Annotated in this window: 20 protein-coding genes and 1 pseudogene; 13 read left to right on the top strand and 8 right to left on the bottom strand. The window is 36.7% G+C overall.

The window, feature by feature from the left end; genetic code table 11:
* Positions 1-7 precede the first annotated feature (7 nt).
* On the bottom strand, positions 8-709 hold the full coding sequence (locus ABDZ91_RS06955) for a DUF4397 domain-containing protein (RefSeq protein ID WP_343797558.1): 702 nt from the start codon (positions 707-709) through the stop codon (positions 8-10).
* Between the two features lie 511 nt (positions 710-1,220).
* Here ABDZ91_RS06955 and ABDZ91_RS06960 point away from each other — a divergent pair.
* From ABDZ91_RS06960 to ABDZ91_RS06990, 7 genes and pseudogenes are all read left to right on the top strand, one after another.
* The gene (locus ABDZ91_RS06960) at positions 1,221-2,795 is read left to right on the top strand and encodes a peptide chain release factor 3 (protein WP_343797560.1); all 1,575 of its coding nucleotides are present in this window, start codon (positions 1,221-1,223) and stop codon (positions 2,793-2,795) included.
* A 69-nt stretch (positions 2,796-2,864) separates the two neighbouring features.
* On the top strand, positions 2,865-6,092 hold the full coding sequence (locus tag ABDZ91_RS06965) for an efflux RND transporter permease subunit (RefSeq protein ID WP_343797561.1): 3,228 nt from the start codon (positions 2,865-2,867) through the stop codon (positions 6,090-6,092).
* Between the two features lie 214 nt (positions 6,093-6,306).
* Positions 6,307-6,789 (top strand): hypothetical protein, encoded by a 483-nt coding sequence (locus ABDZ91_RS06970; protein ID WP_343797562.1) that lies wholly within the window; start codon positions 6,307-6,309, stop codon positions 6,787-6,789.
* Positions 6,790-6,813: 24 nt separating this feature from the next.
* Positions 6,814-7,374: pseudogene (locus ABDZ91_RS06975) on the top strand (TerC family protein).
* 208 nt (positions 7,375-7,582) lie between these two features.
* Complete coding sequence (locus ABDZ91_RS06980; protein WP_343797564.1) at positions 7,583-8,737, top strand: DUF5667 domain-containing protein; 1,155 nt, start codon at positions 7,583-7,585, stop codon at positions 8,735-8,737.
* A 125-nt stretch (positions 8,738-8,862) separates the two neighbouring features.
* Positions 8,863-9,603, top strand: coding sequence for an RNA polymerase sigma-I factor (gene sigI, locus ABDZ91_RS06985; protein WP_343797566.1), 741 nt, complete (start codon positions 8,863-8,865; stop codon positions 9,601-9,603).
* The gene (locus tag ABDZ91_RS06990; RefSeq protein ID WP_343797567.1) at positions 9,600-10,682 is read left to right on the top strand and encodes an anti-sigma factor domain-containing protein; all 1,083 of its coding nucleotides are present in this window, start codon (positions 9,600-9,602) and stop codon (positions 10,680-10,682) included. Before sigI ends, ABDZ91_RS06990 begins: the two co-directional genes overlap by 4 nt.
* Positions 10,683-10,748: 66 nt before the next feature.
* On the opposite strand, the gene ABDZ91_RS06995 is transcribed toward ABDZ91_RS06990, so the two are convergent.
* Positions 10,749-10,946: an alpha/beta-type small acid-soluble spore protein gene (locus tag ABDZ91_RS06995; protein ID WP_343797569.1), complete on the bottom strand. Its 198-nt coding sequence runs from the start codon at positions 10,944-10,946 to the stop codon at positions 10,749-10,751.
* Between the two features lie 190 nt (positions 10,947-11,136).
* Here ABDZ91_RS06995 and ABDZ91_RS07000 point away from each other — a divergent pair, with 190 nt between their 5' ends.
* From ABDZ91_RS07000 to ABDZ91_RS07010, 3 genes are all read left to right on the top strand, one after another.
* A complete protein-coding gene (locus tag ABDZ91_RS07000) occupies positions 11,137-12,495 on the top strand; it encodes a TrkH family potassium uptake protein (protein ID WP_343797570.1) in 1,359 nt (452 codons plus the stop codon).
* A 73-nt stretch (positions 12,496-12,568) separates the two neighbouring features.
* Positions 12,569-12,730: a hypothetical protein gene (locus tag ABDZ91_RS07005; protein ID WP_343797572.1), complete on the top strand. Its 162-nt coding sequence runs from the start codon at positions 12,569-12,571 to the stop codon at positions 12,728-12,730.
* Complete coding sequence (locus ABDZ91_RS07010) at positions 12,731-12,892, top strand: hypothetical protein (RefSeq protein WP_343797574.1); 162 nt, start codon at positions 12,731-12,733, stop codon at positions 12,890-12,892.
* A 77-nt stretch (positions 12,893-12,969) separates the two neighbouring features.
* Here the strand turns inward: ABDZ91_RS07010 and ABDZ91_RS07015 are convergent, their stop codons facing one another.
* Entirely contained in the window at positions 12,970-14,751 is a 1,782-nt protein-coding gene (locus ABDZ91_RS07015) for a B12-binding domain-containing radical SAM protein (protein ID WP_343797575.1), read from the bottom strand.
* Between the two features lie 115 nt (positions 14,752-14,866).
* Entirely contained in the window at positions 14,867-15,919 is a 1,053-nt protein-coding gene (locus ABDZ91_RS07020; RefSeq protein ID WP_343797577.1) for an acyltransferase family protein, read from the bottom strand.
* 181 nt (positions 15,920-16,100) lie between these two features.
* On the opposite strand from ABDZ91_RS07020, the gene ABDZ91_RS07025 reads away from it, so the two are divergent.
* From ABDZ91_RS07025 to ABDZ91_RS07035, 3 genes are all read left to right on the top strand, one after another.
* Positions 16,101-18,308, top strand: a complete 2,208-nt coding sequence (locus ABDZ91_RS07025; RefSeq protein WP_343797578.1) for a PAS domain S-box protein — start codon at positions 16,101-16,103, stop codon at positions 18,306-18,308.
* Entirely contained in the window at positions 18,295-18,777 is a 483-nt protein-coding gene (locus ABDZ91_RS07030; protein ID WP_343797579.1) for a methylated-DNA--[protein]-cysteine S-methyltransferase, read from the top strand. The genes ABDZ91_RS07025 and ABDZ91_RS07030 overlap by 14 nt, the downstream gene beginning before the upstream one ends.
* Before the next feature lie 231 nt (positions 18,778-19,008).
* On the top strand, positions 19,009-19,263 hold the full coding sequence (locus ABDZ91_RS07035) for an aspartyl-phosphate phosphatase Spo0E family protein (protein WP_343797581.1): 255 nt from the start codon (positions 19,009-19,011) through the stop codon (positions 19,261-19,263).
* Between the two features lie 63 nt (positions 19,264-19,326).
* Here the strand turns inward: ABDZ91_RS07035 and ABDZ91_RS07040 are convergent, their stop codons facing one another.
* The 4 genes from ABDZ91_RS07040 to ABDZ91_RS07055 form a co-directional block, all read right to left on the bottom strand.
* Positions 19,327-19,512 (bottom strand): hypothetical protein, encoded by a 186-nt coding sequence (locus ABDZ91_RS07040; protein ID WP_343797583.1) that lies wholly within the window; start codon positions 19,510-19,512, stop codon positions 19,327-19,329.
* Positions 19,513-19,525: 13 nt separating this feature from the next.
* A complete protein-coding gene (locus ABDZ91_RS07045; protein ID WP_343797585.1) occupies positions 19,526-20,605 on the bottom strand; it encodes a response regulator aspartate phosphatase in 1,080 nt (359 codons plus the stop codon).
* 227 nt (positions 20,606-20,832) lie between these two features.
* On the bottom strand, positions 20,833-21,567 hold the full coding sequence (locus ABDZ91_RS07050) for a ZIP family metal transporter (protein ID WP_343797587.1): 735 nt from the start codon (positions 21,565-21,567) through the stop codon (positions 20,833-20,835).
* Between the two features lie 144 nt (positions 21,568-21,711).
* Entirely contained in the window at positions 21,712-22,929 is a 1,218-nt protein-coding gene (locus ABDZ91_RS07055) for an MFS transporter (RefSeq protein ID WP_343797589.1), read from the bottom strand.
* Between the last annotated feature and the right edge of the window lie 34 nt (positions 22,930-22,963).

Genomic DNA, 22,963 nt, shown 5'->3' on the forward strand with positions numbered 1-22,963 from the left:
GAAATGGTCATCTCCAGTCTTCTGGAGGATTTTTAAGTAAAAGATGTTCTGCCTGAATGAAACCCCCGTCCTGTAACAAAGTAGTTCCCACCTTTCCTTTATTATCATAGAACAATAGTGTGTAGGCTGAATTAGGTTGTAGTTGTACTTGTGGAAGTGATACAACTAGTTGATGATTGCCAGTCCGTACTTCTAATGGATAATCTCCCGGTTCAATCGCTGCGTATTCTGTTGGGGTTTTATAGGTACCAGCTTGAATAATTTTTTCACCTCGGATATAAAGGTGTAATTTAGATCCCCTAGGTAGAAGGTGCAGTAGCCTCAGTTGTGTTTTTCCTTTCTCAATATTTACTTGATCATCCAGTCGAAGGATATCAAGTAATTTTTGGTTATTTCCAAACAGAACTAAAGTAGATGGAAATTTATTGAATTCCATACTTTTTGATACTAAGGTCGTCTCCCGATCACGATGTGTTCGTTTTACTTCTATTAGATGGTACCCAGAAGTTAGTTTGATGTAATGACTCCCCTTCCTATTTGAAACATCTGAAATTGTCTTTTCCCCATCTATAAACAAATCTACTTGACCGGAAATATATGTTGTCGACAGAAATCTAAAAGTGGCTACTGAACTAGATGAGTAAATAGGTGGACTAGGAGCAAAAACTAAAGAGAAAATGAGTGCCACGTTTATCAAAGGTCTACGCAAAGTGAAGTCCTCCTTCCAATTCGATAGTTTAGTTAGTTTGGCACTTTTTTTATTTTTATAAACATCTGGAGGAGTAGTGTGGATTGGTATTGTGCCCTGATGAGAAGAGAAAAGTTTAAAGAGGGAACGCAAACCGGAGAAACGAGCCCTGGTAAGAAGAGAAATGCTAAGAGAGGGAACGCAAACCGGAGAAACGTGCCCTGGTAAGAAGAGAAACGTTAATAGAAGGAACGCAAACCGGAGAAACGAGTCCTGGTAAGAAGAGAAACGCTAAGAGAGGGAACGCAAACCGAAGAAACGAGCCCTAGTGAAAAGAAATACGTTAAGAAAGGGAACACAACCCCCAAAAACGTCAAAAAAGAGTACACTCACATTAGAAAAAAAGAGCATTTATAACAGCTAGATGGTAGTATAGTATTTGTTTGATATTTGTAGAAAAGGTTCTACCGATTATTTTTCAGTGAAGCTAAAGACTTATCGTCTTTCATATAGAAAGGAAGAGGAAACAACGATGAAAAATCTTCAGGATGAGGTTCTTTCGAGAAGAACCTTTGCTATTATCTCCCACCCGGATGCAGGGAAAACGACTTTAACAGAGAAGTTACTATTATTTGGTGGGGCTATTAGAGAAGCAGGAACGGTTAAAGCAAAGAAGACTGGTAAATACGCAACGAGTGATTGGATGGAAATCGAGAAACAAAGAGGGATTTCTGTTACATCCAGTGTTTTACAATTCGATTACGATGGATTTAGAGTCAATATTTTAGATACGCCTGGGCACCAAGACTTCAGTGAAGATACGTATCGGACCTTAATGGCGGTAGACAGTGCGGTCATGATTATCGATGCTGCCAAGGGTATTGAGGAACAAACGTTAAAACTTTTTAAAGTATGTGCCATGCGTGGAATTCCTATTTTTACATTCATCAATAAAATGGATCGCCAAGGGAAGCAGCCTCTTGAACTATTAGCAGAACTGGAAGAGGTTTTAGGAATCCAATCTTATCCGATGAATTGGCCAATCGGTATGGGACAAGATTTCATGGGAATTTATGACCGTTTTCATAATCGAGTTGAATTATTTAAATCGGGAGACCATACAAAGCTTCCACTAAATGATGAGGGACAACTTGAGGAATCACACGAGATTGAAGATTCTCCAGTTTTTCAACAAACACTCGAGGAAATTGAGTTATTAAATGAAGCTGGAAATCCTTTTTCGCGTAAGGATATTGATAATGGTCAGTTATCTCCTGTGTTTTTTGGATCGGCATTAAATTTATTTGGGGTTCAAACTTTCTTAGAATCTTATTTACAATTTGCACCGCCTCCAAAGGGAAGAAATTCATCAGCAGGAACCATAGACCCGTTATCGAAGGACTTTTCTGGATTCATCTTTAAGATTCAAGCGAACATGAATCCTGCACACCGAGATAGAATCGCATTCCTACGAATTTGTTCAGGAAGCTTTGAAAGAGGAATGCCTGTAACTCTATCAAGAACGGGGAAGCAAGTGAAACTTTCTCAATCTACAAGCTTCTTAGCAGATGATCGTACAACTGTTAATGAAGCCGTAGCCGGAGACATCATCGGTTTATATGACACAGGCACCTACCAGATTGGTGACACCTTAGTTAGTGGTAAGGACACATTTGAGTTTGAACGTCTTCCACAATTCACCCCAGAACTCTTTATGAAAGTGACGGCAAAAAATGCCTTAAAACAAAAACATTTCCATAAAGGTATGCAACAGCTAGTGCAAGAAGGAGCCATTCAATTATTTAAGACTGCTCAAACCGATCAATACATTTTGGGAGCTGTTGGACAACTACAATTTGAAGTGTTTGAGCACAGATTAAAGAATGAGTATAATGTGGACATACTTATGGAGCCAATGGGACAAAAAATGACAAGATGGGTTGATGCCGAAAAAGTGGATGAAAAGCTATCTAGTCAAAGAAGTATGCTAGTCAAAGACCGTTATGATCGGTTTGTTTTCCTTTTTGAAAATGACTTTGCTCTAAGGTGGTTCCAAGAAAAAAATCCAGATATTGTGCTGTATCAGCCAATGGAAGATAAAAATTGAAACTAAATTGCTGTACCCCCGTATAAAAAGACGGGGGTTTTCCCCTACATATATAAAGGAGGAAGTGACTTGAACATCAGTCATTTTTCAATAAGAAGACCTATTTTTACTCTTGTTACGATGCTCTTAATTCTAATATTGGGAGGAGTATCGGTTTTACGAATTCCACTTAAGCTAATTCCGGACCTCAATCCTCCAGTTGCAGTAGTCGTTGCTAATTATCCTGGTGCAGGACCTAAAGAAGTATTGGAAAAAGTAACAAAACCTTTAGAAGCCAATTTGACGACACTCCCAGGAATTAAGACGATTCAATCAACTTCACAGGAGGGAGCCAATTTCATCTTTCTTGAGTTTTCCTGGTCCACTTCAATAGACGATATTCAAAATGATGTCATTACACGAATTAACCAGACCTCATTACCTGAGGACGTGGAACCAAGATTCATGAAGTTTGACCCTTCTCAGTTTCCGATCATACAGTTCTCGTTAAGAGGAGAGGAAGCAGAACAAAAAGATTTAGAAAACCTCACCAATGACCTAAAGGTAGATTTAGAACGAGTGAATGGTGTTGCAAGCGTTAGTCTTTCAGGGGTAACCACAGAAGATATTGTGGTCACCTTAAATCAAAATCAATTGAAAGCAAACCAGCTAACACAGGATGATATCATTTCTGTTATTAGAGCTAATGAAATTTCTTTACCTGGTGAGCCGGTTATATCAAATGGTGAGCAATTGACCACGAGGATTATTAGTCAGCTAAAATCTCCAGATGAAATTTCCGATTTGATTATTACTAAAAATCTGGTCACGGGCGAAAATATCCTTTTGTCAGATGTCGCTGTAGTTGAGAAGAAAGAACGCAATCAAAACGTCATTACTCGTGCTGATGGACAGCCGGCTATGCTTTTGAGTGTATTACAAGAATCAGATGCCAACACAGCTCAAGTCTCAAAGCAGTTTCAAGAAAATCTTGAGGAACTCTTATCAAAGGAGCAATATCAGGGCTTAAAAGCGGATATCTTATTTGACCAGGGTGATTACATACAAATGGCTATAGGAAATATCACCAATTCTCTCCTTATTGGTGGAGCTTTGGCCATGCTCGTTTTATTCTTATTTTTACGTAATATTAAAAGCCCTATCATAATTGGGGTTGCCATTCCTTATTCCGTAATTGTCACGTTTGTCTTAATGTATTTTTCTGACTTCACTTTAAACATTATGACAATGGGTGCCCTTGCTCTTGGGATAGGGATGTTAGTTGATAATGCTATCGTCGTAATTGAAAATATCAATCGACACTTAGGAATGGGAAAGACTCCTAAAGTAGCAGCTAGCGATGGTGCAAAAGAAATTGCATCTGCGATTACAGCTTCAACACTAACAACCGTGGCTGTGTTCATACCTGTTGTGTTTATTAGCGGTATAATAGGAGAAATCTTTACAGAGTTTGCATTGACTATATCATTCAGCTTACTAGGGTCACTGGCAGTAGCTTTAACAGTGGTTCCGATGCTAGCAAGTAAGTGGTTAAAGCCTTCCAGTGTAGTTAAAGAAGAGAATAGACAACAATCATTTCTCATTCGATTGGTAGAAAACGTTATAAAGTGGTCCCTAAGCCATCGATTTATCGTCCTTTTCATCACGTTCCTATTATTAGTAGGTGGTGGACTTGGACTGACAAGAGTAGGAACGCAATTCTTACCTAGTACGGATGAAGGATTCTTTAGTATAGGAATTAGATTGGATAATGGCGTAGCATTCTCTGAAACTGAGGGTGTTGTGGATGCTATTGAGGAAAAACTAAATGGCCATGATGAAGTAGATGTTTATGTAAGTACAATTGGGTCAACACAAGAGTCCTCCTTTAGGGGTGGTATACAGTCACATCGTGCTGAGATTTATGTGAAAATGAAAGAGGCCTCAGAAAGAGACCAAACAACTTTAGAGTTTATAGATGAAATTAGGTCAGATTTAGAGAATGCAGCAATTGCTCAAAATGAGACAGCTGTTATAAGGATGGCCACTCAATCTTCAGCTGGTACAAGTCCACAAACCTTAAGTTTTACAGTTCGTGATCCAAATGAGCAGGCATTGAATGAGGCTGTAGATAAGATTGATGAAGCCATTTCGGAAATTGAACATGTTACAGATGTATCTACTGACCTTGAAGATACCATAAAAGAAATACAAATAGCCGTCAATAGAGAGCAGGCAATCTCAAATGGATTGGTACCAGCACAAATTGCTACACTGGTTTCAAATGTGACAAGAGGTGTACAAGCAACACAAATTGTCGAAGAAAATGGAGATGTCACAGGAGTATTCGTCGAGTATAGAGAGGATGCAAGAGATAGTATTGAAAACCTGCGGAAATTGCAGATACGAACTGGTGCAGGTACTTATGTTACTCTAGACCAAATTGCTGATATTAGCACTGGTGAAGGCCCTTCAGCCATTCATAGAAGTGATCAACAACTAGCTGTTCAGTTTACAGTCAAGTATTCAACTGACACGAATTTAGGACATATCTCTAATGAAGTTGACCTTGCCATACAGGATTTGAATTTATCCGATAGCACTACACTTGAATTCTCTGGAGATCGCGAGTTATTGGATGATGCCATTTGGGATATGGGGCTTGCTTTTGTGCTCGCTATCATATTCGTATATTTAGTGATGGCAGCACAGTTTGAGTCATTGAAGACTCCATTTGTCATTATGTTTACGGTTCCGTTAATGATTATTGGTGTGAACTTAGCCCTTGTATTTACTGGAACACCAATAAGTGTTACGGCCATCATTGGAGTCATCGTCCTTGCAGGTATTGTGGTTAATAACGCCATAGTTATCGTTGATTATATTAACCAAAAGAAAGAAGCAGGTCTGGACACATATGAAGCCATCATAGATTCTGTGAAGGTGCGTGTTAGACCAATTCTCATGACTGCTCTTACAACAATTTTAGGGCTCCTACCATTGGCTTTAGGAATTGGTCAGGGTACTGAATTAAACCAACCGATGGGAATAACGGTAATTGGGGGACTCCTATCAAGTACTTTCTTAACTCTTTTCATTATTCCAATTGTATATAGCTATTTTGATCGTACCACACGATCTATGAAAAAATACTTTAGGAAAAAGAAAAGAGAAGAGCAGTATCTTCATCATGCATCCTATTACAATAACCAGGAAAAGAGTGACCGTGATGAGGATGAAACCGAAAAAGTCATTCGTCTTCTAGAAGAAAGTTTAGAAAAACTTAAAAGAACTTCAAAAAATGGAGATGAAATATAAAGATTGATCAAAAGCTAACCGTAAATGGTTAGCTTTTTTATTTTGGGAAATTTAGTAAAACGGAAGTTATCTTTAAATAATTATCGCCTAGTTTGTAAACAATATAATTGCTAGTCCTTTCAAAAAAAGACCACTTGTTTTTAAGGAGCAGACACAATGGAATTATCATACATAGGGAATAAGAAAAAGTACATAATGGAAATGAATGGGTATCATGAAACGGCTGGATAAGTTAGAAGCAGTACTTTGGAGTGTCGCTCTTCCAGGCTTTTCTCAATTGTTAAGTGGGCAATTCTTGAAAGGTGCCTTATTGGTTCTATTAGAGTTTTTGATAAACGTCCAAAGCAATTTTAATGAGGCAATTATGCTGAGCTTTTTAGGTGAAACAAGGAGAGCAGCTGAAATCATTGATTATCAATGGCTAATGTTCTATCCATGTTTATATATGTTCGCCATGTGGGACGCTTATAGGTCAGCTATGCGGGAGGAAGAAGAAATGTCCTATCTTCCTTTCGCGTTCGGTGCATATTTTATCACGGTTGGTTTAATGTACTCCGTTAAGGTGGAGGTATTTGGTGTATTTATAGGTCCTATTTTCTTTCCAATGCTGAGTTTATTACCAGGTTTGGGTATTGGATTTATTATCCGAATGATCATAATGAAGAGTAGGAAGAAAGCTCGACGTAGAGCGGTATAAAAACATGACTAGGAGGACACTCAATTGGATGCTACCATGTTTTTAGAATACGGTTGGGTCTTACTAGTTCTTATTGGGCTTGAAGGAATACTCGCGGCCGATAACGCTGTTGTAATGGCTGTTATGGTTAACATTTACCAGATCAACAACAGAAGAAAGCCATAAAAAGTAGAATTAGCGGATATTGCTTTCGCTATTGATTCCATGTTGGCGGCTGTCGCACTGGCTGTAACATTACCACCAACAGGGTGGTTTGCAGTTGGAGGTATCGTTGGAGGACAATTTACTGTGATGTTCCTAGGTGGCTTGATTGGCTTAGTTATTATGCGATTTGCAGCAGGCTGGTTTGTAAATCTTCCCAAAAAATACCCAGCGCTTGAAACGGCAGCCTTTTTAATAGTCGGATGGGTTGGTGTCAAACTGCTTGTTCATACTCTAGCACATGAAAAAGTGGGAATTATCGATCACCACTTTCCAGAAATCTTTAGTTGGAAACTCGTATTTTGGGGTGTGCTCATCCTAATTTCATTTGGGGGTTACATGTACTCAAAGAGGAAGGGGCCACAAGAAGCTTTAGAAAATTAAAAATAAACCATTTAGTCTTCCTCTAGAGAAGGCTATTTTTTTTGTTACTTTTTTACTAATCCATATCAAAAATTAACTCGAAATATAGGAAATTTGGTTCGAACTTGTCTTAATTTATCAATTTGCGACATAAATAATCTCATCCATCCGAAGTGTGTAAGTGAAGGCGATCGCTACATACAAAAAAACTTTACGAGGTGGATTACACATGAATTGGAAAAAATACTTTAAGCAAACGTCAGCAGCAATGATTGCTGGAACATTTATCTTTTCAAGTAGTACAGGAGCATTTGCAAATGAAACTGTTTCACTAAATACAGTAAATGATGGAACAACTGAAGTAAAAGTAGAAGCAGGTTTAACGCCAGATAACTTCTTTTATTTCTTAGATTCATTCTTCGAAAAGGTAAATTTATTATTAACTTTTGATGAAAAGTCAAAAGCAGAAGCATATGCAAAATATGCAGCTGAAAAAATTGCAGAAGCTGAAAAGCTTTTTGAAGATGGAGAAGAAGAATTAGCGCTAGAAGTATTAAACCGTGCGCTTAATTATATGGCTGACTCTGATGAAGATTCTTCTGAAGAAGATACAACTGATGAAGAGGTTACAGAAGAAGAAGTGACTGAAGACGAAGAAAGTACAGAAGAAAGTACAGAAGAGGCAACAGAGGAAGAAGTAGCTGAAGACGAAGAAGCAACTGAAGAAGATGCTACGGAAGAAGAAGTAACTGAAGATGAAGAAGGTTCAGAAGAGTCAGCAGAAGAAGAAGCAACTGAAGACACAGAAGAAGTAGTGGAAGAGGAAGAAGAAAAAGATGAAGTTGAACTATTAGTTCGTCAAAACATCATTGCTCTAACTGCTGCATTAGAAAAAGTGAAAAATCCAAACGCCCGTGCTGCTTTAGAAAGAAACATCGAAAAAACTTACGCTAAAATGGAAAAGAAACTAGCAAAGTACTTAGAAGATGCTGAAGAAGTAGTGGAAGAAGAAACGACAGAAGAGACAACAGAAGAAACAACAGAAGAAACGACAACTGATACTGAAACAACAGAAGACACAACGACTGATGCTGAAACAACAGAAGAAGAAAGTACTGAAGAGGAAGTAACAGAAGAAGAAACTACTACTGAGGAAGATGCAACAGTGGTAGAAGAGGAAGAAAAAGACCTAGATGTTCTTCCGGTTCCAGGAGTTGTTAAAGAAAAGAAAGAAAGCAATGGTAAAGGTAAGGGTCACGAAAAAGGCAAAGGTAAAGGTCATGAAAAAGCAAAAGGAAATGGCCATAAGAAGCACATGGATCAAGTAGGCAAAGATAAGGGTCAAGGAAAAGGAAACAGCAAAGGCAAAGGTAATAATAACTAATCATGTATAGGGGGAGTGTCCTCCCCCTATTACTTAAGGTGATGGAATGACACTTCTAGAATACTACCACTCATCCGATTGTCATACTCTATTATAATAGTATGATATAATGACAACGGAATGGGGTGAGACGAATGCTGAAATTGTTTTCGAAACGGAAAAACCAAAAAATTGAAGAAGAAGTCGCTGCTATACAAAGCGGGAATGAAGATGCTCGTGATTCCCTACTAGATGCGTATAAGCCATTTATTAAGAAAGCTGTTTCTAAAGTTTGTAGGAGATACGTGACAGAATCTGATGACGAATTTAGCATTGGTCTCATCGCTTTTAATCATGCAATTGACCAGTATTCAGTTGAGAAGGGATCCTCTTTTTTAACTTTTGCAAACGTAATTATTCAAAGAAGAGTAATTGATTATATTCGAAAAGAAAATAAGATGACAATGGTTAGTATTGATGAAGAGGAGACAGAAGAACAGTCTCAATCTTCTATTCTTACAACCGTCTCCATGAAGGAATTTGAAAGACAAAATGAAACTGAGGCAAGAAGATTAGAAATAGTATCTTTAACATCATTACTAAGAGAGTTTGATTTAAGTTTTCAGGATTTGGTTGAACAAACGCCTAAACATATTGATGCTAGACAAAATGCTATTCAGGTAGCCAACACATTATCCAATGATCCTGAACTACTTCAACAGCTTCTTTTACAAAAGAAAATACCCGTCAAGGAATTAACAGAAAAAGTAGATGTCAGTCGGAAAACGATTGAAAGAAATCGTAAATATATTATTGGAATTACCTTGGTTTTATCTGGGGAATTCCCATTATTAAAAGAGTACATGAAGGAGGTGGTGGAACAATGATGAAAGGGATTGTCATGGACGTTAAGGGGGAAAAATTAACGGTTTTAACAAAGGATGGTCAGTTTTTGCAAACGGATAAAAATGATTACCCACAATACGAGATTGGTCAAGAGATCACGATTCAATCTAAAGTCTTATTAAAAGAAAGAAAGCGGGTATTATCATTTCCCAAACCAATATTGGCAGTTGCCTCTGTGTTTGTGCTAATTTTTGCCTCTTTTTTATTGTCATTTGGGTTTGGAAATCAAACAGCATATGCTTATGTGACAGTGGATATTAACCCAAGCTTTGAAATCGCAATTGACGAAGAGTTTAAAATTATAGACATTGTTCCACTAAATAATGAAGCAGAGAGTATTCTCGAAGATATTTCTAATTGGGAAAAACAATCTTTTACGAAAGTTACATCAATCCTCGTAAAAGAAAGTAAAGAAGAAGGATTTCTGAATGATGAGCAAACCGTTATCTTCTCATCTGTTTTTGTGGAAGAACAAGAAGATACAAAAGAGGAAATGACACGAATCATTCAAGAAGTTCAAGTTGAGATGGAAAAAGAACATGTTGAGCTAACTTGGTATGAAGGTACGGAGGAAGATCGGGAACAAGCTAGTCAAGCTGGTGTATCCACAGGAAAGCTAATTGAAAGTAAGAAGAAAGAAAATCCAAAGTCTCAAGAAGAAACCAAAGACTTAGGAACTGAAGAGGAACAGGATAAGGAAGCAAAAGGTAATAGAGGCAATAAGGATGATGAAAAGGGGAATCGTGGAAAGTCTGAGGATAAACCTGGAAATGAAAATAAAGGGCAAAATAAGAAGGAAAAGGAAAAAGAGCAGAAAGAAAAAAATAATGAAAGTGAACATCCAGGAAAGGGAAACTCAAAAGACCCTGAAAATAAGGGAAACGACAATAAAGAAAATGGGAAGAACAAAGGAAACAAGGGGAACGATGAAAACAAGGGCGACAGAGGTAACATGGGGAACGATGAAAAAAAGGGCAACAAAGGAAACAAGGGAAACGGTGAAGACAAAGGCAACAAAGGCAACAATGGGAACAACGAAAACAGCAATAACAGACCATAAAAAGCCACCATATTGGGTGGCTTTTTCTATTTTTTCCATTGATATTTAGCTTTTTAGCGCATTATATTATTGATTTGGATTGTTATTTAATTGCGCTTGGGCTTGTTTTACAAGTCGCTTCGTAATTTCTCCACCGACTGAACCATTAGAACGAGAAGCAGAATCTGAACCAAGCTGTACACCAAATTCCTGAGCGATTTCATATTTAATGCTTTCTAAATAAGCCTCTACTCCAGGAACTAATAGAGCATTTCGTTTAGCCATTTTTTTCACCTCCATTGATCCCAGTGTAAGATAGTATGGGGTATAAACTCGAGATTTTATGACTAGTAATGAATTTCCTTATATGGAGAGGGTTACAAATAAAATGAGAAAGTTTCAATTAAGCCTTTCAAAATGTCCTTATTTTTTATAGTATATGGAATAGATTATCCTTGAAAGGAACCATCTAAAAATGAAAAGATCGTTATTTGTATTAGTTAATAAGTTAACTCCTTTTCAAGTGATCGTTTCGTATTACTTGGTGGCTGTTACTTTTTCTACCATTTTATTAAGCTTACCAGGAGCACATCAACCAGGTGTGGATTGGAAATTTATTGATGCAGTTTTTACCGCTGTTAGTGCTGTAAGTGTTACAGGACTATCTACCATCAATATTTCGGAGACTTTCACTGTTCAAGGGATATTTTTGTTAATGTTTGTCCTCCAGTTTGGAGGAATAGGGGTTATGACATTAGGAACGTTTTTTTGGATGATTATAGGTAAAAGGATCGGACTTAAAGGAAGAAGACTTATGATGGCCGATCAGAACCAAATGAACCTAGCTGGTGTAGTCAAACTTCTTAAGCAAATTCTCTATATCATTATCTTAATTGAGATAGTGGGTGCCCTTATTCTAGGTGTATATTTTCTAGAGTATTATCCAAACTGGAAAGAAGCTTTCCTGCAAGGTCTTTTTGCTTCTGTTAGTGCCACCACGAACGCAGGGTTTGACATCACTGGAGCTTCTTTAAAGCCATTTGCGCAGGATTATTTTGTGCAGTTTATTACTATTATTCTCATCACATTAGGTGCCATCGGATTTCCGGTGTTAATTGAGATGAAAAACTTCCTATTCCATAAAAATACAGACAGACGGTTTCGTTTTACGCTGTATACGAAGTTAACAACGGTTACTTTTTTTGCTCTTTTTGCAATAGGAACCGTTTTAATCTTGCTCTTAGAATTCAACCATTTCTTTAAAGATAAGTCTTGGCATGAAAGTTTCTTTTATGCCTTGTTCCAGTCTGCAACAACCAAGAGTGGTGGGTTATCCACTATGGATGTCAATGAATTCACGTTGCCCACGCTATTTCTCATATGTGGTTTAATGTTTATTGGAGCATCTCCTAGTTCTGTTGGAGGCGGAATACGGACTACAACGTTTGCCCTAAATATCTTATTCCTTTATTCATTTGCTCGTGGGAGAAAGTCAATTAAGGTCTTCAGAAGAGAGATTCATGAAGAAGATCTACAGAAATCATTAGCAGTTACACTCATGGCTTTTTTCATTTGTTTTATTAGTATCCTTACCTTAACGGTTTCTGAGCCACACTTAGACTTTATAGCTATAATGTTTGAAGTATCATCTGCCTTTGGAACAACCGGACTTTCTATGGGAATTACAAATGAGCTTTCTACTTTCGGAAAAATTGTGATTATGCTTCTTATGTTTATTGGAAGAGTAGGAATCCTGGCTTTCCTATTTATGATTGGCGGGAGAGAAAATAAAGTGAAGTATCAATATCCTAAGGAACGTGTGATTATTGGATAATAAAATTGGCAATCTTTTCAGATAGAGATTCTTTCTTCTCTGGACATCATAAAAAGTAAAAGGAGGAGATTGAATGGCAAAGAGAAAAGCAAAATTTGATGCTGCTATAAAAAATAATAAAACCCCTTATAAGAATAAAGAGGAAACAGAATTCGCCGCTGACTTTGCTCAAGGGGAGGAACCCATAAAGGGTGCAAATCGTAATTCTAAACAAGGAAGAAAAGGTAGAGCCTAAATGAGTAGAAAAAAAGAGAAACAAAAACAGGACAACTCAAGAGTAGAGTTCGGTAATGAATTAGGCGATTTTAATTCTGCTAAGGTTTATGAGATTAAACATATGTCAAAGTCAAAGTCTAAGCAGCCGGATGATTCTGATAAGGGCTGCGGTGGACTATAGATTCAAGAATTATATGTCTCTAAAATTACAAAAACGGTACGGGATTATTTTCCTGTACCGTTTTAATATAGAAACACCTAATTTGTATGGACACTGAAAGCTTGTTCAAAGCGATCCTTAGAAATAAAATAAACTTTTTGCTCACTCACTTTTCCATTATATAAAACAATCCCATACTCAACATCGTTTAGAATTTTACCTGATTCTAAATATGCGGCTATACTGAATGGGAATTTCTCAACAGCTGCATGTTTAAATAGTTCTTTCTCTGAGAGAGAAAGTGCCTGGAATTCAGGAGAAACTAATTCTGGTTTTTGAGCAATGGTTTGAATCAGCCGTTGCTTCTCTTCCTTATCTATGCCATCGTTCCACCAGGTCTTTCTAGGTTTATATCGTTGTGTTGTGAGATAGTCCCATTTCATAATTCCATCAATAATGTGTAAATCATTAAATTCTTGCTGACTGATAAATTGATGTAATCTCATAAATAAATCCTCAAGCTGGTGTCCAATTCTAGACCATCCCTGTGTTTCCCAGAAGGATCCAAACTGTTGGAAGAAATCAAATGGCGTTTCAAAGAGGTCCTTTACAATGTATTCTATGGAAAGGTCCATTCTATGGTCGTTCCAATATTTTTCTAACACATCCTCAACCTGCTTAATTTTTATGATTTCCTCAAAGTTGAGAACATTATTACTTAGCATCTCATACGGAGCATGGTCCATGTATACATAGCCATATTTTTTTGCATCTAATCTTAGTCCAGTTCCTCTTAAAAGCTTCAGAAAGCCTAGTTGAAGCTCCTCTGGACGTAAAGTGAAAACGTCATTAAATGTATTTCTGAATGAATCATAATTTTCCTCAGGTAATCCAGCAATTAGGTCTAAGTGCTGGTCAATCTTACCTCCCTGTTTCACCATCGTTACAGTTCTAGTTAGCTTTTCGAAGTTCTGCCTTCTTTTCACTAATTCATTTGTATGGTCATTCGTTGACTGTACTCCAATTTCAAACCGAAATAGTCCAGGAGGTGCTTCATTATTCAAAAACTCAATGACCTCCGGACGCATGATGTCACCAGTTATCTCAAACTGGAACACGGTCCCTGGAAGATGTTCATCGATTAAGAATTGGAACATCTCCATCGCATAGCTTCGGCTTATATTAAACGTACGGTCCACAAATTTAATAGTTTTGGCTCCATGTTCCATTAGGAAGCGAATGTCATTCTTGATTTTTTCTCGATCGAAGTATCTTACACCCACTTCGATTGAAGATAAACAAAACTGGCAGCTAAATGGACAACCTCTACTCGTTTCGACATAAGTTACCCTTTTTGCCAATTGTGGGAGATCCTCCTCGAATCGAAAAGGAGAAGGAAGTTCCCTTAAATCTAATTTATTCCTTTGTGGATTTACTTTCAGTTTTCCGTTGTTATCTGTATATGCGATACCATGAACGCTTTCTAAAGATTGACCCTCATCCAAGGCAAACAATAATTGCTTGAAGGTTTCTTCTCCTTCCCCTAACGCAATTGCGTCAACTTCTGGTAATCGCTCCAACCATTCAGGAACGTCATACGTAACCTCTGGACCACCTAATATGATAAATAGTTCAGGGTTAATTTTTTTTAGCATTTTGACAACACGAATCGTCTCTTCAATATTCCAGATATAACAACTAAAGCCTATCACATCCGGTTTTCTACTATATAAATCAGAAACAATATTCATTTCAGGATCTTTAATTGTATATTCAGCAATTTCCACATCGAATTCTGGAGCAGCGAATGCTTTTAAATAGCGGATCGCTAGGTTTGTGTGGATATATTTTGCGTTTAGTGAACTGACAACCGTTTTCAAGACATAGGACTCCTTTGTGCATTTCAGGTATTAGACTTTCTACATTGTAACTAGTTCTTTTAAAAAGCACAACAATAGAGTAAAGGTGTTATCCGAAAAACTGTCAGTTCAGAAGTCAGTTTTTTGAGCTTGTTACATTGGTTGAGATGGTATCGTTTTTTTTATTCCTCTCAGCTTTAAAGAATTGTCTAAGCCGGTTTAACCTTAGTTCGATAATAGGTTGAAAGAAGGCAGTTATAAACTTAGACGATAGAACGAGTGTTAAACATAAGGAGATTCCAATTAACCACAATAGACTCCCTGGAGATTGGAATACGTCCTTAACTTCACTAACTCGGAAAGTTCTAATAAAGAAACCATGCAACAAGTAGACATATAATGTGTTACGCCCTAAGTGTGTGAAGAACAACTTGGTTGTCGGAACGAAAGATAGGAAGCTAATAATCATAATGAAACTAAGACCGAAAAGCATGAATCTATTTAATGCTCCACTAATCCCTAATGCACCTAATTCTTCATATGGTTTTGATCCTAATAACCATTTTTCGCTTAACTCTGGGTAAATGGCAAAAAACACTGTTACGATGGTAATAATCACAAGTGAAATGATTCTAGTTCTCCATTTCCATAAATGAGTAAAATGTTTTCTTTCTAAGAAATAGCCAACTACAAAGAATGGAAAGAAAACAAAAGTTCTCGATAAACTCAAATAATTGGATACCCAATCAACATACCCCACTAAGAGGGCAACGGTAATGGCGATGGAAATAGAAAGGTATGGTTTCCATCGGTGATAAAGAAACAAAAATCCATTCCAACACAATAGGCTTATTAAGAACCATAATGACCAGTGAGGATTTAAAGGGTCGACAAAAAAAGAACTCTTAGAATAAATAAAAAAATAGTATATCGAATATAAAATTTGAAAAATCACATAAGGAATCAATAATTTCTTACATAAGTTGAGCAAATATCCTTCTTTTTTAAATCCTTTTGAAAAATAACCAGCAATGAGGATAAAGGCTGGCATATGAAAAGTATAGATGACTTTATATACGGTTAATACAGACTCATAGTCCTGAATAAAACTTTGTATTAAATGCCCGAAAACGACTAAGAAAATGAGTAAGAACTTAGCGTTATCAAAATAGGAATCACGAGCTTTCATAAAAACGTTCCTCCTTCAGGTAACCACAGTTGTACATATCCAATTCCCTTTTTTTATAGGTACAAAGCATCCAATTTTATCCTATAACCTGAATCAAACTCATATAGTAAAAGGAATTTTCCAAGTCTTGTCGAAATAACTAGAAAAAGGGTACGTTTATTGAGTAAGGGGATGTGATTCCTTGAACGAAAAATTATCACTAGAGAACGAGAAAGAAATTCAACTATTAAAAGAGAAAATAAGAGATCTTGAAGAGAAGGTTTCTTTCACAAGCACGTTTTATGAACACTCACTGGATGCTGCCATTCTTCTTAACGATGATCTAAAAATTGTGGAAGTCAATCAGGCTGCCATTCATTTGTTTGAAGAAGAAGAAAACACGCTCAAAAAAAAGAGTTTTCTTGAATTTTTATCTCTGGTGCCCCGGGAAATATTTAACCACCAAAGATTTCAGCTTAAAACAAATGGTAGGCATGTAGATGAACTCTTACTGACTCTTGCAAATGGAGCCGTAAAGCATATTCAATACACTGCTATTGATGTTGTAAAGCCATACCATGATTTAATGATTATTCGTGATATTTCCTTTAATAAAGAAATGGAAAGAGAACGTGCCATATCTAGCCATATGTTTAGCGATGTCTTTAAAAGAGCTGTGGATGGGATCATGGTATTTAATAAGTCAGGGGTTATTGTCGATGTGAACCCCTCTTTTTGTAAAAGCTTGAACTCCAATAAGGAAAAGATTGTAGGTAAGAAGCTGGAGGAAATAGTACCAAAAGAATATCATTTTAAGTTGCATAAACAATGGAAGCTTTTGTTTGAAAAGGGCAATGCCAGAGGAGAAATACCCATTCATTTTGGTAATAAAAGATGCATATTTGAGTTTACGACAAGTTCTAATATTAACAATGGTTTATACATGTCTATAATGCGAGATGTGACAGACCAAAAAGAAATGGAAGTAAAACTTAAGAATAATGAACAACTATTTACGGATCTGTTCGAGAGAGCACTAGACGCGATTGTACTATGGGACCAGTCCTTCCGTATCGTTAAAGCAAATGAAGCCGCCACACGTATATTTGAGTGTTCGTATGAAGAGTTGCTCAAGAGAAAAATTGATGATTTTATTTTTAAAAAGGATGAGCATTATCACAACATTATCAAAACCCTTAATCAAAAGGGTGGGGTTCGTGATGAAACACTATTTTTAATGCCGAACGGCCAAATGAAACTACTTGAATTTACAGCCAAGATGCATTCAATTGAAGGTTATAATATGATGATCTTTCGGAATGTAAGTGAACGACGGCAGATGGAGCAAGAGCTGAGAGACAATGAACAAAAATTCCGTAAAATCTTTGAGGGTTCTTTAGATGGATTTATATTATGGACAGACCATTATACGGTTGTAGATATCAACCAAAATGGGACAAGAATCTTAGAACTTGATAAAAAAGATTGCGTTTGGAAGTCTTTTCATGAACTATTCAGTGATCAAATTAGTCAACATAGAGAAATCAGAAGGCACCTTCAGGTTTTAAATAAAAAAGGGCAGGACCATGGGAATCTACCAGTTACACTGAGGAATGGAAAGAGAAAACATATCGATTTTTCGACAAAGCTTAATATCGTAAAAGGGTTGAATTTAACGATATTTAGAGATATAACAGAGCGTTTAGAGATGGAAGATCAGCTTAGGAAATCAGATACACTTAATGTTGTAGGTGAACTTGCAGCTGGAATTGCTCATGAAATTAGAAACCCAATGACAGCATTGAAAGGGTTTATTCAACTATTGGAGAGTAGTGTGAAAGAAGACCACTCGATGTATTTTAAGGTTATTACCTCAGAGCTTCAGCGGATTGAATCAATAATTACCGAATTTCTTATTTTGGCTAAGCCACAAGCAGTACAGTATTTGAAGAAAGATATTAACCAGATTATGAGAGAAACATTAGAACTCCTTCATGCTCAAGCGATGATGCACAATGTTCAATTTGAATCTTATTTTGAAGAAGAGATTCCGAAAATCTATTGTGAGCCTAATCAGCTGAAACAGGTGTTTATTAACATAATTAAGAATGCAATAGAAGTGATGCCGAAAGGTGGAGTTATTTCCATTGGGATTCAACGGTACCTGAAGAATAAAATTCGTGTGTCTATCCGTGACGAGGGATGTGGAATTCCAAAAGAAAAAATAAAGAAACTGGGTGAGCCTTTTTATACAACGAAAGAAAGAGGTACAGGCCTGGGATTAATGGTAAGCTATAAAATAATGGAAGAGCATGCCGGTGCAGTTGAGGTTGAAAGTGAGGTTGGAAAGGGGACGGTATTTCATTTAATACTACCCATTTCGGAAGGAGACCTATATGGAGAAAATTAGCTATCAGAAAATTTCTAGTCCAATTGGAGACCTGTGGATTATCGGAAGTGATGAAGAATTATATACGATTTTATTTGATGAAGAGGAACTGAAAAGGGAGTGGATAGATGCTGTAGAAAAAGAAACTCCCGTCCTTAAGGAAACCGTTCGTCAATTACATGAATACTTTCAAGGCGAGAGGAGTCATTTTCAGGTTCCTCTTAAGTTGAAAGGGACTGCGTTTCAAAAGACTGTCTGGAATCAGTTACAAACAATCGAATACGGAAAAACTAAAAGTTATGGTGAAATTGCTGAGTTGATTGGTAATCCAAAAGCGGTAAGAGCTGTTGGCCAAGCAAACCGAGCAAATCCTGTACCCATTATCATCCCTTGTCATCGGGTGATTGGAAAAAATCAAAAGCTAGTAGGGTATGCAGGAAATCGGATCGAATTAAAAGAAACATTGTTAAAACTAGAGTCTACTATTTAGTAGGCTTTTTTTATTTCAGAATCATTACTTGATAGTTGTAAACAGATGTCGAATCTCCCTTAAGTTGACAGCATTTTTTGTTGAAAAATGACGAATCCTTATAATCTATGTCTAGTTTTGCGAATCTATTTACATATTTAGAATAATTTGTAATAATTCATAAGTACCCAATATTACATGAAAAATGAATGAAAATTCATAGAGGAAGAAAGTGAAAGGAGGTTAAGTTGGTTGAATGCTTTACAGGAAAACCAATCGACCTCAGAAGAATTGATGGTTTCTTTAATTAAAGAAAAAAGAGAACAAATGATTCAATCAGCAAACAAGTACGGTTTTACCAATGAACAGACCGTCCGATATAGTCAGGAATTGGACGAGTTAATAAATGTATATAATTCCAACCATACTCCAACACCCGCTACGGAAGTTCGTATTGTCTATAACCACATGATCATGGTCTTTCAAAAGATGTTTGCTACAATCTAATCAATTTCCCATTGAAAAAGCCCTCCTCCTTAATAAGGAAGAGGGCTCTATTTTTGTTATGATCTAAGGTTGAGAATGCTTTAAAGAGGATAGAAGCTGATTTTCTGGTTTTTTCACAGAATGAACTTGTCCATCTCTGATTTCTCCATGTTCTGTCAATTCAACATGTGTGGAGTAAGGAATAACCACAGACAGTAACACTCCTAGTGCTAATAAAATGGATAGAAAACTAGTTTTTCTTTTCATCATGCAAAATTCCTCCTTAGGATTTGGACTGTTTTGCTAGAAATGCTTTATTAAAAAAATGACTAGCTTCTTCAAAGTATTGGTTCTTGTAAAGAAGTTGTGCGTATTCTAGTGAGTAGTCGTAAGTATAACCGCTGAACCCATTGGAAGAGAAGAAATCTAAGACTTTATTCATTTCATCTTTCGTCCGGGTTACTAAAGAATTAGCAGGTGCATCGAGTAATTCTAATACTTTAAGGTGATGGAAGTATTCCTCGTTTCGGATGTCTTGGCAAACTTGCTTTCCTTTAACAATGTTTAAGTAGGCAAGCTTTTTATCGCCTATCTTAAAAAATTCTTTGGCAAGAAGGAAGCACACTTTGTGTAACCTGAATTTTTTATAGGCTACTTCAGTTAGATATTTGATGGCTGTATTAGAATCATTCTTCTCAGAATAGAGGAAGCCTAGATTATACATTAAATACACCTGGAGATCTTTATCTCCAATCTCTTTAGCAACCTCATAGCTGTTTTTAAAATGTTCCTCAGCAAGGTTATATTTTTCAAGCCCTAAATAACTGAGACCTAAAACATTATGACAATCTGCGATTCTACTTTTGTACAAAGGATATTTTTGATAGATAGAAATAGCTTTGAAAATATAATCATTGGTGAGTAAGAATTGTCTCATGTGGTAATAGACACTGGCAACTTTATAGTAGAATTCTGCTCTCTCTATTTCATCTGGAAGATTATCTAAAGATTTCTCCGCGTTACTATATAGTGTAAGTGCTTCTTGGTAATTGCGAAGTTTATATTGGTGCATTCCCTTAAAGTAGTAATAATAGTATAATAATAGTTCATTCATTTCCTCAAATTGAGGATCTAGTGTCTGGAGTTTTTCATCTGTATCTTCAAAATTACTATAAAGTAAACTATGACGATAATCTATTAACGAATAGTAGAGGAGTACATCCTGGTTTTTCTCCATGTCAGTCAACAAATATTCAACTTCTTCTTTTAGTTGTTCACTTCTGGTAATATCCCCGTTTTTTATAGACTCGTACCAGAGTGTAAGGGTATTTGCAACCTCATGAGCTGCAACAAGTACCTTCACTAAAAAACACCTCATCCCCATTTATCACATACAATTTTTGTAATTCTTTTCTTTATTGTAAATGAAAGGAAATAAAATAATCAACCAATAAAGACAAATTTTTACAAGATTTTGAAAAAAGTGTCCCATTTTGTAAGGGAAAGTATCATTACAGTGCTGATAGATTTGATAAAACATATGAAATGCAAAAGAAAAGCCCTCTAACCTAGAGGGCTTTAAAATGCCTATTAAAATAGATCGATTAAGAAAATCATAAAAAGTATACCTACAATAAAGGAATAGGTAGAGGTTCTTTCGTGACCATCTCCATGGCTTTCGGGGATGAGTTCTTTATACACGATAAAGAGCATGGCTCCAGCAGCAAAAGCTAGGCCATAAGGAACTAAGAATTCTACATACGAAGTTAAATAATATCCTAGTAGCGATGTAACAATTTCAATGGCTCCCGTTAAAGTGGCAATAACAAAGGCTTTCCACTTTTTAATTTTTTGTGTGATTAAGAACAAAGCCACAAGCAAGCCTTCCGGGGCATTTTGAAATCCAATAGCTAATGCAATTAAATTACCGGTTCCTTCAGTATCAGATGCATAGCTTACACCTACTGATAAACCTTCCGGAATATTATGCAGTGTTATAGCCGCAATAATCAGCATGGCTTTTTCGTCAAACTGAATACCAGATTTAGAGTGTTCCAGGTCAATGTGTGGTATGTTCTTTTCGAGAACCGTAAGCGTCATTACCCCTAGTAAGACACCAACTGCCATCGGAATTATACTCCCGCTGGCTGCCAACGATTCAGGAATTAGACCAAGCATGGAAGCTGCCATCATAACCCCAGCAGTAAAGGCAAGCAGGGTGTCTCTAAATTTATGGGTTAGGGAGTTTTGTAAAAAAAGTACTAACAGTGCACCAACCCCAGTCGAAAGAGCAGAAAGTACACTACCCACTAAAACTTCACTCATAAGCAATCTCCTTCAATGGTTCTTTGTAGTGATAATGAAAATTTTATGCGTAATTTCGTTCATAATGAACTAGAAACTTACCTTTTAACAATCTATTCTTATAGTATTTCAATAAGTGCCTAGAAGTGAATGAAAATTTACGTATTAAACATTCTTTGGTAAAAGCAAAGCTAGCATCCCTAAAATAGGAAGAAAAGAAATGGTCATCATCATCATTTCTATACCAACAAGGTCGGCGAAGTTCCCAAGTGCGACTGAGCCAATAGCTCCTAACCCAAAAGCTAAACCAACTGTTAGGCCGGACATCATTCCAATTTTTCCTGGAACTAATTCTTGTGCATATACCACTGTAACAGAAAAGCTTGTCATCATAATAAACCCAATTAAAGTCAATAAAATAAAGGCCCAAATAGGATTAGTGTGCGGCAATATAATGGCTAAAGGAATGGTAGCGATTAATGATGTTGAGATCACCGTTTTTTTACCAAAGCGGTCAGCTAATGGACCTCCAAAAAATGTTCCAACCGCGCCCATAGCAAGAAAAGTAAATAGAAAAATCTGTGATTTTTCAATCGTAAAGCCATACACTTCAATTGAGTAGAATGTGTAATAATGACTTATAGCTGAAAGATACCACGTTCTTGCAAAAATTAGAATTAAGATAGTGATCAATGCCCAAATAACACTTTTCATGATCTTCGTTTGACCATCAGTAGCCTTCTTCTTAATATTCTTTTTTTGAACGAGTTTTAAATGGTTTGCATACCATCTTGATACAAATATTAAACATAAAACGGCTGCTAGTGCTACAAGCGCAAAAATAGAAGCTCCTTTTTGACCAAGAGGAACGAGAATAAAAGCTGTAATCAACGGGGCAAGTGCCTGACCCGTATTACCTCCAACTTGGTAAATGGATTGAGCTAAACCTCGTTTGTTCCCCGCAGCCATATAAGCAACTCGTGATCCTTCTGGGTGAAAGACCGCTGACCCTAAACCAAGTAAAGTAACTGAAACAATAATTCCTATATAAGTTGGAATAAAGGCTAGGCCAATCAGTCCAATAAACGAAAGTGTTAAGCCTAATGGAAGGATATATGGCATAGGTTTTTTGTCAGAGACTAGTCCTACGACAGGCTGCATAACAGATGAAACCATATTTAGTGAGAATCCAATGAAACCAATCTGGGTATAGGTTAGGTTCATTTCCAGTTCTAATATTGGGAACATGGCTACCACCACAGCCTGAATGGAGTCATTGAATAGATGACAAAGAGAAATTAAAAATAGAATTCGATAAACAGGATTTTGGTTGCTATTTGGTTTTGTTTGATGTTGCCTCTTTTGAATGGCGAGACTTGACATGATGTACACCTTCTTATTTGTAGTGGTAAATGAC

It is taken from the genome of Bacillus carboniphilus (assembly GCF_039522365.1).
Classification (GTDB): domain Bacteria; phylum Bacillota; class Bacilli; order Bacillales; family JC228; genus Bacillus_BF; species Bacillus_BF carboniphilus.

Coding starts and splice junctions, on each gene's coding strand:
- ABDZ91_RS06960 (WP_343797560.1), top strand. CDS start 1,221: ATGAAAAATCTTCAGGATGAGGTTCTTTCGAGAAGAACCTTTGCTATT.
- ABDZ91_RS06970 (WP_343797562.1), top strand. CDS start 6,307: ATGAAACGGCTGGATAAGTTAGAAGCAGTACTTTGGAGTGTCGCTCTT.
- ABDZ91_RS06980 (WP_343797564.1), top strand. CDS start 7,583: ATGAATTGGAAAAAATACTTTAAGCAAACGTCAGCAGCAATGATTGCT.
- ABDZ91_RS06990 (WP_343797567.1), top strand. CDS start 9,600: ATGATGAAAGGGATTGTCATGGACGTTAAGGGGGAAAAATTAACGGTT.
- ABDZ91_RS06995 (WP_343797569.1), bottom strand. CDS start 10,946: ATGGCTAAACGAAATGCTCTATTAGTTCCTGGAGTAGAGGCTTATTTA.
- ABDZ91_RS07000 (WP_343797570.1), top strand. CDS start 11,137: ATGAAAAGATCGTTATTTGTATTAGTTAATAAGTTAACTCCTTTTCAA.
- ABDZ91_RS07005 (WP_343797572.1), top strand. CDS start 12,569: ATGGCAAAGAGAAAAGCAAAATTTGATGCTGCTATAAAAAATAATAAA.
- ABDZ91_RS07010 (WP_343797574.1), top strand. CDS start 12,731: ATGAGTAGAAAAAAAGAGAAACAAAAACAGGACAACTCAAGAGTAGAG.
- ABDZ91_RS07020 (WP_343797577.1), bottom strand. CDS start 15,919: ATGAAAGCTCGTGATTCCTATTTTGATAACGCTAAGTTCTTACTCATT.
- ABDZ91_RS07030 (WP_343797579.1), top strand. CDS start 18,295: ATGGAGAAAATTAGCTATCAGAAAATTTCTAGTCCAATTGGAGACCTG.
- ABDZ91_RS07040 (WP_343797583.1), bottom strand. CDS start 19,512: ATGATGAAAAGAAAAACTAGTTTTCTATCCATTTTATTAGCACTAGGA.
- ABDZ91_RS07050 (WP_343797587.1), bottom strand. CDS start 21,567: ATGAGTGAAGTTTTAGTGGGTAGTGTACTTTCTGCTCTTTCGACTGGG.
- ABDZ91_RS07055 (WP_343797589.1), bottom strand. CDS start 22,929: ATGTCAAGTCTCGCCATTCAAAAGAGGCAACATCAAACAAAACCAAAT.